The following is a 12749-nucleotide window of genomic DNA, read 5'->3' on the forward strand; positions in this document are numbered from 1 at the left end:
CCCTGTCCGCCGAAAGTCTGATGGGATGCCATGAGCCCTGGAGCTCGCAGCGCAGCGACAGACCCGGCGGGCACCGCTGGCAGCAACTCGAACCGTTGTCTGCGCCCTTGAGCGCGTCTCGATAAGAAGGAGTCCTGCCATGCCAAACCAATATAAACACATTGGCGTTGATCTCGCCAAGTCCAGTTTCGTCGCGGACCTGCCCAAGGACGTGACGAGCTTCGCGCAGAGTCCTGCGGGCCTGCTGCGTTTCCTCTCGCAATTGCCCGCCCGCGCGTGGGTCGTGTGCGAGGCCACCGGCGGCTATGAAAGAGCCCTCGCGCGCGCCTGCCACCAGGCCGGCGTGCGCGTGAGCGTGGTCAACCCCAGGCGCGTGCGCGAGTTCGCCAGGTCCTAGGGCATCCTGGCCAAGACCGACCGCATCGACGCGCGCCTGCTCAGCCTGTTCGCGCGCAAAACCGAAAAACTGCGCGCCAGCCGCGCGCCCGTCCCAGCCGAGGCGGTGCTGCGCGAACTGCTCCAGGCGCGCGAGGCCCTGGTCGAGGCGCTCGAAGACGCCAACGGCCGAGCACGCCACCGGCCTGCCCCTGCTCGAAGGCCTGACCGCCGCGCGCCGCGCCCTGCTGGAGCGGCACATCAAGCAGATCGGCGCCGAGATGGAACGCGTGATTGCCGCCGACCGCGACCTGGCGGACCGCGCCGCACGCTGCGCCCAGGTCCAGGGCGTCGGCCCGGTCACCACCGCCGCCGTGCTCGCCCTCATGCCCGAGCTCGGCTCGCTCGAAAAGCGCCAGGCCGCCGCCCTGCTCGGCGTCGCACCCCTCCCCAACCAAAGCGGCACTTGCGACAAATCCCGCCACATCGAGGGCGGACGCCACCGCCTGCGCAAAACCGTCTACATGGCCGCACTGAGCGCCGCCCGCCACAACCCCGTTCTCTGCGCCTTCTACCAGCGCCTCCGCGCACGCGGCAAACCCGTCAAAGTCGCTCTCTCCGCCCTCATGCGCAAACTCATCGAACTGCTCTATCTTCTCCTCAAATATCCTAACTCTTCTCTTGCGCGTTGATCACCGTTGCTGCGCTACGGGTGGCGCACCGGCAGTCCCGGTGGCGCGCACATCTTTTTACCCGGCAGGTCTTGCCTAATGCTCAATGGTGATCTGGTCCACGACCACACTGGCATCGATGCCGTGGAGGCGGACCGTCCGGGCGGTGGCGGGGAGCGGCACGGAAATCGTGCGGCGGTTGGCCAGGACGCCTTGGGCCCAGGCGGGGCCGCCGTCGTCAATGTCGAGGGTGAGCAGTTGCGGCGGGGCGCCGTCGATGGAGAGCGCGAGCCGGAGCTGCCCGCCGCCGTCGATGGCATGTGTAGGTAAAATATGAATACGCAGGAAAAGCGGTTTTCCGGCGGCGCGGGTTTCGAGGTCGGCGGGAAGCTCGTAGAGAAGCGCGGGGGCGTCGGTCGCGGCGCGGTCGGACGGGATGGCGGCGGCGGTCACCGGCTCGATGACGTGGACGGTGCCCGCGCGTCCGAGACCGTTGACCGGCACCCAGCGGCTGGCCGCGCCGGGCGCGGCCCCGGAGAGGCGCGGCACGGCCACGGGATCGGCGGGGCGCGGCGGGAGCGGAGTCTGAAAGGCGGGCACGCGCCAGGGCGCGATGCGCATGCTTTTCCAGTCGCCGTCGGCGGGTTCGAGTTGCATCAGGCGGTTCCACTTTCCGCCGGCGATTTGGGTGTTGTAGCGGCGGGTGAGGCGGGCGAGCTGCACGTTGAGCACGTCGCCGAGGTAGCCGAGTTTTTGCAGCGTGGCATCGTCGCCGCCGAGTCCCTTCAACGCGGCCTCCTCGCCCGCGAGGTAGCGGTTGTTGGCGAGGATGGAGCCTTGCACGGGATAATCGACGAGCTGGTAAAAGGCGTCCTGCTTGTGCGCGGGGATGCGGTGGCGCAGGCCGGCGAGCAGTTCCTGCATGGTGAGCGCGGCGGCGCGGCGGCGTTCGAGGCCGGTGGGCGCGAGGTCGGAGGGACGCGGCTTCTCGCGCGGGAGCCACCATTGGAGATGCTCGGGTTTCCGTTCGTAGTTGAATTGGTAATACATTTCCATGACGCGCGCGATGTCGGGCGCGGCCTCGGCGCCGAATTCGCGCGCGGCCCATTCGGGCCAAAACCGGTCGAGATTTTCGCGGCGCCAGCGGCGGATGTCCCAGGCCATTTGCAGGAAGAACTCGGTGCAGGCCTCGGCGGGCTTGATGTCGCCGACGTTGACGATCCAGATGCGGTCCGCGCCGTGGGCGTGGGCCTTGTTCATTTCCTCCCAGATGAGCGCGGGCGGCGTGGTGCAGAGCCAGAGATAGGCGAGCGGCCGTCCGAGGTAGGAGATGTGGTAGTAGATGCCGAAACCGCCGGGATGGGACGAACGCGGAGTTCGGAATGCGGAATGCGGAGTTTCGGCGGACGGCGCGGCGCTGTCCGCTCTTGTTACTTGCAACTTGTCACTTGCCACTTGCCCGCCGCCAGCGGCGGCGGGCGGCGGAAGATTGCGGATGTAGCCGAAGTTGTCGTCGGGAAACAGGATCGTCACGTCGTCGGGGACGCGCAGGCCCTGGCGGTAGAGGCCGAGGACTTCCTTGTAGGCGCAGAACATCTGCGGGATGCGCTCGACGGCGGTGTCCGGGATGTGCCTGGCGAGGAGCGCGCGCTGGTCGGCGAAGATTTGCTCCAGCGCGGCGATGCGTTCGGCGTCGGTTTTCGGGCCGACCATGCCGCTGTCGTGGATGCCGCGCATGCCGAGGGTGTAGATGTTTTCGTAGCGGGCGTTGGTCGCGACGCGCTCGTCCCAGTAGCGGAGCACGCCGTCGCGGTTGGCGGTGTAATTGTAGTCGGCGGCGGGCGCGGTCCACTCGGTGACGTTGTTGCGGAGCATGGGCTCGGCGTGCGAGGTGCCCATGACGATGGCGTAGTCGTCGGCGAGGGCGGCGCTGGCGGGATTGCTGTTGAAGGCGGGCGAGCATTTGTGCATCGCGGGCCAGAGCGTGTTGGCCTTCAGGCGGAGCAGCAGCTCGAAGACGCGGGCGTAGGTTTTCGGGCCGATGCCGCCATGCTCCGGCTCGAAGGTGTTCGCCGCCCACGGCTGGAGCCCCCAGTCCTCGTCGTTGATGAAGATGCCGCGGTATTTGACCGAGGGCGGCCCGAAAACGCGCGCGCCGGCGGGAAGCGTGTATTCGGTTTTTGGCGACGGGGCGACGTCGGCCCACCAGTGCCAGGGCGACACGCCGATCATCTGCGAGAGCTCGTAAACGCCAAACGCCGTCCCGCGCCGGTCGCTGCCGGCGATGACGAGGGCGCGCGCGATGCTGGAGCCGGGAAAAGGGTCGTCGACCACGGTGATGAGAAACGTTTCCCACTGCCCGCGCAGCGGCGCGATGTCGGCGGCGGCAAGTTTGCCGGAGGAAACCAGCGCATCGATGAGCGGGCTGCGGCCCAGCGTGCCGATGAGGACGGCGGCGGGGGAAAAACCGGGGGCTGAAGGCTGAAAATCGAACGAAGGGGGAAGCGCGGCGAATGCGGGCTCACGTCCGGAGATGCGCCCGATGTCGGCGGCAAGATCACGGGCGGCGATGGCGACGACCTTATGATCTGTATCTGAAAACAGGATACCCGCCGCGCCCTCCGGCGAGAAAAGGGTGAACCCGGCGCGGGCGGAATCATCCGCGCGGGAAACGCACGCCGCGAGGCAAAGGGCCGCGAGCGCGATCAAGGCATGACGGAATGAGGCAGATGGCATGAAAGAGATAGTAGGCGTTGGCCGCTGGCGGCGCAATCAAGGCTTCAGGTCGATGCGGGTGACGGCGTCGCGGTCGCAGGAGAGGATGCCGTTTTCCTCGCGCAGCTCGACGACCTGGATCGAGCTGCGGCGGAGCGCGGACGCGTTCCGGTCGTCGGGCGAAATGGTGCCGTCGCGCCCGGGGTGCGTGAAATAAAAACACCACGCGCGCCCGCCGTCGGCGCTCACGACGACGCAGCAGTGCCCGCCGTTTACGCCGTCGTCCGGGCCGCGCCCGGGCGTGGCGAGCAGGTTGTCCGCCTGCGCGGTCCAGTTGAGCAGGTCGTCCGAGCGGTAAACGCCGAGCCCGCGCCAGAGATCCACGAGCATCCAATGACGGCCTTTCCAGCGAAACACAAACGGTCCCTCGCCCGGCCGCTCGCCGACGCCGGAGACCTTGCCCTTGTCGGTCCAGTGATAGAGGTCGGGGCTGTCCGCGTAATAGATGGATTTGCCGTCGCGCTCGTTGTTATACCAGAGGCGCCAGCCGCCGCCGGGCAGCGGGAACACGCAGGCGTCGATCACGCGGTCGGAGGCGAGCTTGAGGGTGGACTCGTAGCGCCAGTCGATCAGGTCGCGGCTGGTCAGGTGGACGATGTCGCGCGGGTGTCTCCAATCCTTGAATACGCCCGGCACGAGCGTGAGGAACATGTGGTAAAGGCCGTCGTGCCCGATCACGTCCGGCGCCCAGTGCGTGAGCAGGGCGTCCTTCCCTCCCGCCCCGGCTTCGCCGCCCTCCGGCGCGGGCAGGCCGTGAAAGCGCGCGTCGCCGCGCCGCGTCCAGGTCGCGCCGCCGTCGGTGGATTCGGCGATGCCCACGGGCGTGCCGTGCACCCAGGCCACGCCGTCGAGCCCGGCGACGTTGGCGCGGCGGTTGGTGTAGAACATGAACCAGCGTGCTTCAGCTTTGTTCCAGATGACGACGGGATCAGCCGCGCCGTCAAAGATCGGGTCGCGGAAAAGCGGCTTGGGCGCGGGTTTGCCGGGGCGTTCCGTCGCGGCGGGCGCGGCGGCGGCATCGGCCAAGGGAACCAGCGCGAGACAGAGGGCAAGAAGGGTAAGGCGAGGCATGATGCCGCAATGTGGCGGCGCGGTTTCCCGGCGCAATCGTGGGGCCGGCAAACAGTAAGAGCGAGATGTCGTGTATCTTCAGAATTGCCCGGAGAATGGCATTGCTCATAATCACGGGCATGAAATGCGCTGCCCCTCACGTCTGCATCATTATAATTCTGCTTTTTTCCGGATGCCAATCGGCACGTCCGGTCATGCCTGCGCCTGTTATAGCATGGAGTCGGTTGGATTTCACACCGCGCGCACCCAAGGCACCGACCGAGCAACAACGCCAGGCGATGATGGCGATAAACCGCGCGACGGGGATTTCCGAGGATATCCCTCAAACACTACCAATGCCGCCTCAAATAGATTGCATCCCACTAAGCGAGGACGAAAAAACTGCGCTTCAAAAGAAAATCGGCGGTAGCTTCGATACCATGCGAAGGCTGAAAGAGCATGTGCCACCCAAGGTCCGTCCGCCAGTGTATCCATTCGCGGTTGCGAAACGAAATGAAAATGGCACGGTGGACCTGATCGTTAGAGTTTCGACCAATGGAAAAATCTATCCGACACTGGTCGTTAGCGCGACCAGCCAGGAACTGGTGGAAGCGGTGGTGGTCGCGATGCGCCGATGGGAACCAAAGCCAAGCACCGAAGGTTATTACAGGATACAATTTGATTTCACTATTAAAGATTCAACTTCGCGCATGGTTGAGTGGAAGTAATACCAACGCCCTTTGAGATTTGAGCTTTGGAGGGATGATCCGTTTCCTCTTTCACGCCCCACGCGACGGATGTTGTGAGAAAGCTTTTGCGTATTTGAAAAGAAATAATTGCTTGCTCCGGTAGCATGACGTTGCCGCGCTTGCCGCGCGTCCGGTTTGCCGGTTGTGTCGTGCGCATGAAATCCTACCGCAAGGAGCTTTGGTTTGAAATCCCGCGGCGGCGCGGGCTGGTCAACATCACGCCGGAGGTTTCGGCGGCATTGAAGGAAAGCGGCGTCCGCGAGGGTCTTTGCCTCGTCAACGCGATGCACATCACGGCGAGCGTGTTCATCAACGACGACGAGCCGGGCCTGCACGCCGACTTCGAGCGATGGTTGGAAAAACTCGCGCCGGAAAAACCGTATTCGCACTACGCGCACAACGGCGCCGAGGACAACGCCGACGCTCACTTGAAGCGCACGATCATGGGCCGCGAGGTCGTCGTGGCCGTGACCGGCGGCAAGCTCGATTTCGGCCCGTGGGAGCAGATTTTTTATTACGAACTCGACGGCCTGCGCAGAAAGCGCGCGCTGGTCAAAATCATCGGCGAATAGAGCATTTCCCTGCTTGTGGAGGGCCGAGCTCCCGCGAGGCCGTCGCGGTTAAATCCCGCATCCTCCGGCGACGGCCTCGCGGGAGCTCGGCCCTCCTGAACCAAAAAAGAGGGGCGCGTTGCTCACAACGCGCCCCCTTTGTGCTGGGCGTTACATGGAAGAAATTCGTTCCGTTATGCTTTCGCGGCGGGCTCGGGGGCCGGCGCGGGCGCGGCGGGCGACGCTTCGGGCGCGGGCCACTTCTCGGCCAGCTTCTTGTAGGTCTGGTAGCGTTCGTTGACCCCGGCTTGCGCGGCGATCTCGTAGCGTTCCACCAACTCGGGATTGCGGCGCGCGATTTGCGCGTAGCGGTTTTCCGAGCGGGTGAGTTTCGAGAGCTCCGTCTTCGGCGCGGCCGAATCGAGCACGAGCGGATTCTCGCCCTTGGCCACGCGGCGCGGATCGAAGCGGTAAAGGGGCCAGTAGCCGGTGTCCACCGCGAGTTTCTGGTGATCCATGCCCTGGGTGAGGTTGAAGCCGTGCGCGATGCAGTGCGAGTAGGCGATGATGAGCGAGGGGCCGGGATAGCTCTCGGCCTCGCGGATGGCGTTGAGGGTCTGGGCGTCGCGGGCGCCGAGGGCGACACGGGCGACGTAAACGTTGCCGTAGGTCATCGCGAGCATGCCGAGGTCCTTCTTGCCGCTGGCTTTGCCGGCGGCGGCAAACTTGGCGGCGGCGCCGAGCGGGGTGGATTTCGAGCACTGGCCGCCGGTGTTGGAATAGACTTCAGTGTCGAGCACCATGATGTTCACGTTGCGGCCGGAGGCGATGACGTGGTCGAGGCCGCCGTAGCCGATGTCGTAGGCCCAGCCGTCGCCGCCGAGTATCCAGACGGTCTTGTTGACGAGGTGGTCGGCCACGGTCGCGAGTTCGCGGGCGGCGGGGTCGTCGATGCCGGCGAGTTTTTCGCGCAGCGCGGCGACGCGGGCGCGTTGCTCGGCGATGGCGAGGTCGTTGGACTGGTCGGCCCCGAGGATCGCGCCGGCGAGATCGGCGCCAGCTTTGTCCGCGAGCTGGCCGAGGAGGCGGCGGGCGCGGGAGGCGGCGTTGTCGAGGCTGAGGCGCATGCCGAGGCCGAACTCGGCGTTGTCCTCGAAGAGCGAGTTGGCCCAGGCGGGTCCGCGGCCCTCGGCGTTGACGGTGTAGGGCGTGGTCGGGAGGTTGCCGCCGTAGATGGAGGAGCAGCCGGTGGCGTTGGCGATGACGGCGCGGTCGCCGAAGAGCTGGGTGAGGAGCTTGATGTAGGGCGTCTCGCCGCAGCCGGCGCAGGCGCCGGAGAATTCGAAGAGGGGCTCGAAGAACTGGACGTTCTTCGGGGTGTCGCCCTTGAACTTGGTGCGGTCAACCTGCGGGAGGGAGAGGAAGAAGTTGAAGTTGTCGCGCTCCTGGTCGCGGAGCGGGATCTGCGGCTCCATGTTGATGGCGCGGCGGTTCGGATCGGCCTTGCTCTTGGTGGGGCAGGAGGCGACGCAGAGTTCGCAGCCGGTGCAGTCCTCGGCGGCGACTTGGAGGGTGTAGTGCTGGCCCTTGAACTCGGTGGAGCGGAAGGGCACCGATTTGAAGGTGGCGGGCGCGCCGGCGAGCAGCGCGGGATCGTAGAATTTCGCGCGGATGGCGGCGTGCGGGCAGACTTGCACGCACTTGTTGCACTGGATGCAGAGCGCCGAGTCCCAAACCGGGATGCGGGCGGCGAGGTTGCGCTTCTCGTAGCGGGCGGTGGCGGTGGGCCAGGTGCCGTCGGGCGTGAAGGCGGAAACGGGGAGCTGGTCGCCGAGGCCGGCGAGGATGACGCCGGTGACGTTGCGCACGAAATCGGGGGCGTCGGTCGGGACCGGCGGCTGGCGGTGAATCGTGGAACTGGTGGCGGCGGGGATCTTGACTTCCTTCAGAGAGGCGAGGGCGCTGTCCACGCCGGCGATGTTTTTGGCCACGACGGCCTCGCCTTTGTTGGAATAGGATTTTTTGATGGCGCCCTTGATGCTGGTGATGGCCTGGTCAAGCGGCATGACCTTGCTGAGCTTGAAGAAGCAGACCTGCATGATGGTGTTGATGCGGCCGCCGAGCCCGGCGGCGCGGGCCACGGCCCCGGCGTCGATGGCGTAAACGCGGAGCTTTTTCGCAAGGATCTCGGCCTGGGTCTCGGCCGAGAGGCGTTCCCAAAGGGTCTCGGGATCGCCGGGGGCATTGATGAGGAGATTGGCGCCGGTGGCGGCGTGCGAGAGGACGGGCTGGGTGTCGAGGAGGTGGAACTGGTGGCAGGCGACGAAGTCGGCGTTGCGGATGAGGTAGGGCGCGCGGATGGGATGGTCGCCGAAACGAAGGTGCGAGACGGTGAAACCACCGGATTTTTTCGAGTCGTAAACGAAATAGCCTTGGGCGTATTTGCCCGCCTCGGTGCCGATGATCTTGATGGTGTTCTTGTTGGCCCCGACGGTGCCGTCGGCCCCGAGGCCGAAGAAGACGGCGCGGGTGAGCGCGCCGGTGGTGTCCTCGATGTCGATGCTTTCATCGACGGAGAGGGAGAGGCCGGTGACGTCGTCGTTGATGCCGACGGTGAAGGAGTGGCGGGGCTTGGTTTGACTGAGTTCCTCGAAGACGGCGGCGGCGTGCGCGGGCGTGTATTCCTTCGAGGAGAGGCCGTAGCGGCCTCCGACGATTTTCACGCGGGTGTTGGCACCGAAGTGGTCGGCGTCCTCGGCCACGCGGACGGCGGTGGCGACATCGAGGAAGAGCGGGTCGCCGAAGGCGCCGGGCTCCTTGGTGCGGTCGAGGACGGCGATCTGGCGGACGGTCTTCGGAAGGGCCTTGATGAAGGCTTCGACGGGGAAGGGACGGTAGAGATGGACGGAGAGGACGCCGGTTTTCTGGCCTTTGGTGTTGAGCCATTTGGCGGTCTCGATGGTGGTCTCGGCCCCGGAGCCCATGATGACGACGACGCGGTCGGCGTCGGGCGCACCTTCGTAGCTGACGAGGCTGTAGGCGCGGCCGGTGAGTTGGGCGAACTTGTCCATCTCCTCCTGCATGATGGCGGGGACGGCGTTGTAGTAGGGGTTGCAGGCTTCGCGGGCCTGGAAAAAGACGTCGGGGTTCTGCGCGGTGCCGCGAATGGCGGGGTGGTCGGGGGTGAGGCCGCGGGCGCGGTGGGCGGCGAGGGCGGCGGGGTCGAGCAGGGAATTGAGCGCGGCGTCGTCGAGGCGCTTGACGGTGTTGATTTCGTGCGAGGTGCGGAAGCCGTCGAAGAAGTGGAGCACCGGGATGCGCGCGCGGAGGGTCGTGGAGTGCGCGATGGCGGCCATGTCCTGGGCCTGCTGCGGGGAGTTGGACGCGAGCATGATCCAGCCGGTCTGGCGGCAGGCCATGACGTCGGAGTGGTCGCCGAAGATGGAAAGCGCGTGCGTGGCGAGGGTGCGGGCGGTGACGTGGAAGACGCAGGGGGTGAGCTCGCCGGCGATCTTATACATGTTGGGGATCATCAGGAGCAGGCCTTGCGAGGCGGTGAAAGTGCTGGAAAGCGCACCACCCTGAAGGGCGCCGTGGACGGCGCCGGCGGCGCCGGCCTCGGACTGCATCTCGACGATCTCGGGGACGTGGCCGAAGAGGTTGTTTTTCTTCGCAACCGCCCATTCATCAATAACCTCAGCCATCGGAGTCGAGGGCGTGATGGGATAGATGGCGAAGACCTCGGTCATGCGATAGGCGACGGAGGCGACAGCTTCGTTGGCGTCGATCGTGGCGCCGTGGGCGGTGGTGGAATTTTTCATGATATCTGGAAAGGCGATGGAATGGCGGCGCGGAGATACGCCTTATGTGAAGAGGTCAAGTTTAGCAGCTCACTTCTTGTCATGCTGCGCATATCTTGCTCTTCGCTAGGCTACGCTTGTAAAAATTTCTCGATATATGTTCCTTCTGTAATTGAGACTAAAGCCGGGCAAATAATGGGCTTTATCGATTATTGATTTTATATAATAATATAATCTATATATACTTATATGAATTTATCGGAAATTTCTCTTTTGCATTAAATACTGATTCTTAATCTCATATAAGAGCTGTTGCGATTGGCAACATGGGCTGCGCAAAATACGCGCAGTTTGAGCATGCGTTGGGGAATGTCGCCACGGATTTGCGCTTTTTTACGTTTTGGGAGATGGTTGATTTCGTCATCGGAAATCCGAGAATCCGGACTTTGAATCCAGATATCCAGACGACAGGCATCATGAAAAAATCACACCCGGCATTTCGGGCTCTTCACGTTTTTGCGATGGGCCGGCCCATGCTGGCGGTGGCAATTCCGGCGGCGGTGCTTGCGATTGTTTTGTTGGGCGCGGCCTGCAACAATGCCCGTTCCGCGTCCAGTCCGTCCGCCGGCCAGCCAGCCGCGACGGGCTCCGCCCTTTCCGCCAAACCTTCCACTCCCATGTCCGACAAAATCGAAAAAACGGATGCCGAATGGCGCGCCGAACTCACCCCGATGCAATACTTCGTGCTGCGCCAGCGCGGCACCGAACGCCCGGGCGCCGGCGAGTATCTGGACAACCACGCCCGCGGCATCTACGTGTGCGCGGGTTGCGGGCTGGAGTTGTTTTCATCCAACGCGAAATACGACTCGCACTGCGGCTGGCCGAGTTTCTACGAGGCGGTTTCCGACAAAAACATCGTCAAATCGAGCGACACCAGCCACGGAATGGTTCGCACCGAAATCACCTGCCCGCGCTGCGGCGGGCACTTCGGGCATGTGTTTGACGACGGCCCGCCGCCCACCGGCCTGCGCTATTGCATGAACTCGGCCGCGATGAAATTCATCCCCGCCGCCGAGGTGGATGCGTGGCGGAAGGCGCGGGAGAAAAAGTAATCCGAACGGCGGAAAGTGGAAGCGGCATCCTGCCGCTTGTCCGCGCCTGCTCCCCAATCCACGCGTCCGGCGGGGGACGCCGCCGCTCCGTCAAACCAGGCAGGCCTTGAAGGCTTCGTTCAGGGCGGCGCGGTCGAGGTTCTTGCCGATGAAAACCAGCGTGTTGGTCCGCGGGTCGCCGCCCCATTCGCGGTCGAGCTTGGTGTCGAAGAGCATGTGCACGCCTTGGAAGACGAGGCGCTTGTTCACGCCTTTCACGCTGAGCACGCCTTTCATGCGGTAAATGTCACCGCCCTTGGTGCGGAGAAGCTCGTCGGTGGCGCGGCTGAGCTGGAAGCCGCCGACGTCGAGGACGGCGGCGAGGGGGACGCCGGCGTTGGTGGCGCGGTGGATTTTCGCGGCGGCGTTCATGCGGCGCACGCGGGCTTCGAGGGCGTCGAGCTCGGCGGGGGTGACGAGGTCGGTTTTGTTGAGGATGAGGACGTCGGCGAAGGCGATTTGTTTTTTCACCTCAGGCGAGTCGTCGAGGTGCTGGACGATGTGCCTGACATCGACAATGGTGACGATGGCATCAATGCGGTAGGCGGCGCGCATCTCGTCGTCGGTGAAGAAGGTTTGCGCGACGGGGCCGGGATCGGCGAGCCCGGTGGTCTCGATGAGGATGCCGTCGAGCCGGTCCTTGCGTTTCAGGAGGCGGCCGAGGATGCGGATGAGGTCGCCACGCACGGAGCAGCAGATGCAGCCGTTGTTCATCTCGAACAGTTCCTCCTCTCCCTGGATGACGAGCTGGTTGTCCACGCCGACCTCGCCGAATTCGTTTTCGATGACGGCGATTTTTTTGCCGTGCTGCCCGGTGAGGATGCGGTTGAGGAGCGTGGTTTTGCCTGCGCCGAGGAACCCGGTGAGGACGGTGACGGGGATGGGGGCGAGGGCGGCGGAGGAATTGTCGGAGGAGCTCATGATGGCAGTAGCATAACAAACGCGTCCAGCGGGCGCGGCGCAAGCAGGGAGGTGGTTCTTAAAATCGTTCCCGGGGCGGAAACCTTTTGGTTGCGGAGGCGCGCCCCCCTGCCCTTCTGTTGTGGCTTCGTGGCGAAAAAACGCTTCAACGACCATCCTTTCCGCTATCACGAGGAAATCGTGCTGGATCCATACGCTCACCAACCGGGGCGCGGGCTCAGCGCGTCGCGTTGCTTAACAGCAGCGCGACGGCGGCGGATGGCGGCAACGGCGAAAAAGGGGCGCGGACTTGCAGGCAGGTCGCTTCGCCCGGAACCGGTCCGCGACGACGCCACAGAATGCCCGCGCTCCGTTGACAGGGCGGCGGCAGCGGCAGCCGATGCCGCCACCGTCCAGCAAACCCGGCGGCTGGGTCGTGACGATGGTGCCGTTTGCGCTGCCGGGCGAGCGCGTCCGCGCGCGTGTTTCCGCAATCACAAGAATTACTCCGAGGCCGACCTCGTCGAGGTGCTCGCGCCGTCGCCGCGGCGCGAACCCGGTGAGGACGGTGACGGGGATGGGGGCGAGGGCGGCGGAGGAATTGTCGGAGGAGCTCATGATGGCAGTAGCATAACAAACGCGTCCAGCGGGCGCGGCGCAAGCAGGGAGGTGGTTCTTAAAATCGTTCCCGGGGCGGAAACCTTTTGGTTGCGGAGGCGCGCCCCCC

At 64.8% G+C, this 12749-nt stretch carries 10 protein-coding genes; 5 read left to right on the forward strand and 5 right to left on the reverse strand.

The features are described 5' to 3' along the window. Positions 1-139 precede the first annotated feature (139 nt). Positions 140-397, forward strand: coding sequence for a hypothetical protein (locus OH491_RS14940; RefSeq protein WP_084442737.1), 258 nt, complete (start codon positions 140-142; stop codon positions 395-397). Between the two features lie 259 nt (positions 398-656). Continuing rightward, complete coding sequence (locus OH491_RS14945; RefSeq protein ID WP_342750539.1) at positions 657-1067, forward strand: transposase; 411 nt, start codon at positions 657-659, stop codon at positions 1065-1067. A 75-nt stretch (positions 1068-1142) separates the two neighbouring features. On the opposite strand, the gene OH491_RS14950 is transcribed toward OH491_RS14945, so the two are convergent. Together OH491_RS14950 and OH491_RS14955 are read right to left on the reverse strand one after the other, a co-directional pair. Beyond that, positions 1143-3782, reverse strand: a complete 2640-nt coding sequence (locus tag OH491_RS14950) for a glycosyl hydrolase 115 family protein (RefSeq protein WP_084442739.1) — start codon at positions 3780-3782, stop codon at positions 1143-1145. A gap of 36 nt (positions 3783-3818) precedes the next feature. Next, positions 3819-4892 (reverse strand): family 43 glycosylhydrolase, encoded by a 1074-nt coding sequence (locus tag OH491_RS14955; protein WP_084442749.1) that lies wholly within the window; start codon positions 4890-4892, stop codon positions 3819-3821. A gap of 194 nt (positions 4893-5086) precedes the next feature. Here OH491_RS14955 and OH491_RS14960 point away from each other — a divergent pair, with 194 nt between their 5' ends. Both OH491_RS14960 and OH491_RS14965 read left to right on the forward strand, forming a co-directional pair. Next, positions 5087-5599, forward strand: coding sequence for a TonB family protein (locus OH491_RS14960; RefSeq protein WP_068773138.1), 513 nt, complete (start codon positions 5087-5089; stop codon positions 5597-5599). A gap of 176 nt (positions 5600-5775) precedes the next feature. Continuing rightward, positions 5776-6192, forward strand: a complete 417-nt coding sequence (locus OH491_RS14965; RefSeq protein WP_068773209.1) for a secondary thiamine-phosphate synthase enzyme YjbQ — start codon at positions 5776-5778, stop codon at positions 6190-6192. A gap of 173 nt (positions 6193-6365) precedes the next feature. On the opposite strand, the gene nifJ is transcribed toward OH491_RS14965, so the two are convergent. Further along, positions 6366-9992: a pyruvate:ferredoxin (flavodoxin) oxidoreductase gene (nifJ, locus tag OH491_RS14970; protein WP_068773139.1), complete on the reverse strand. Its 3627-nt coding sequence runs from the start codon at positions 9990-9992 to the stop codon at positions 6366-6368. A 512-nt stretch (positions 9993-10504) separates the two neighbouring features. On the opposite strand from nifJ, the gene msrB reads away from it, so the two are divergent. After that, positions 10505-11083 carry a peptide-methionine (R)-S-oxide reductase MsrB gene (gene msrB, locus OH491_RS14975; protein WP_425429201.1) on the forward strand — a complete coding sequence of 193 codons (579 nt, stop codon included), beginning with the start codon at positions 10505-10507 and terminating at the stop codon, positions 11081-11083. Positions 11084-11173: 90 nt separating this feature from the next. Here the strand turns inward: msrB and OH491_RS14980 are convergent, their stop codons facing one another. After that, complete coding sequence (locus OH491_RS14980; protein WP_342750540.1) at positions 11174-12043, reverse strand: GTP-binding protein; 870 nt, start codon at positions 12041-12043, stop codon at positions 11174-11176. A gap of 234 nt (positions 12044-12277) precedes the next feature. Next, positions 12278-12640, reverse strand: coding sequence for a hypothetical protein (locus OH491_RS14985; protein ID WP_342750541.1), 363 nt, complete (start codon positions 12638-12640; stop codon positions 12278-12280). Between the last annotated feature and the right edge of the window lie 109 nt (positions 12641-12749).

The organism is Termitidicoccus mucosus (assembly GCF_038725785.1).
GTDB lineage: Bacteria > Verrucomicrobiota > Verrucomicrobiia > Opitutales > Opitutaceae > Termitidicoccus > Termitidicoccus mucosus.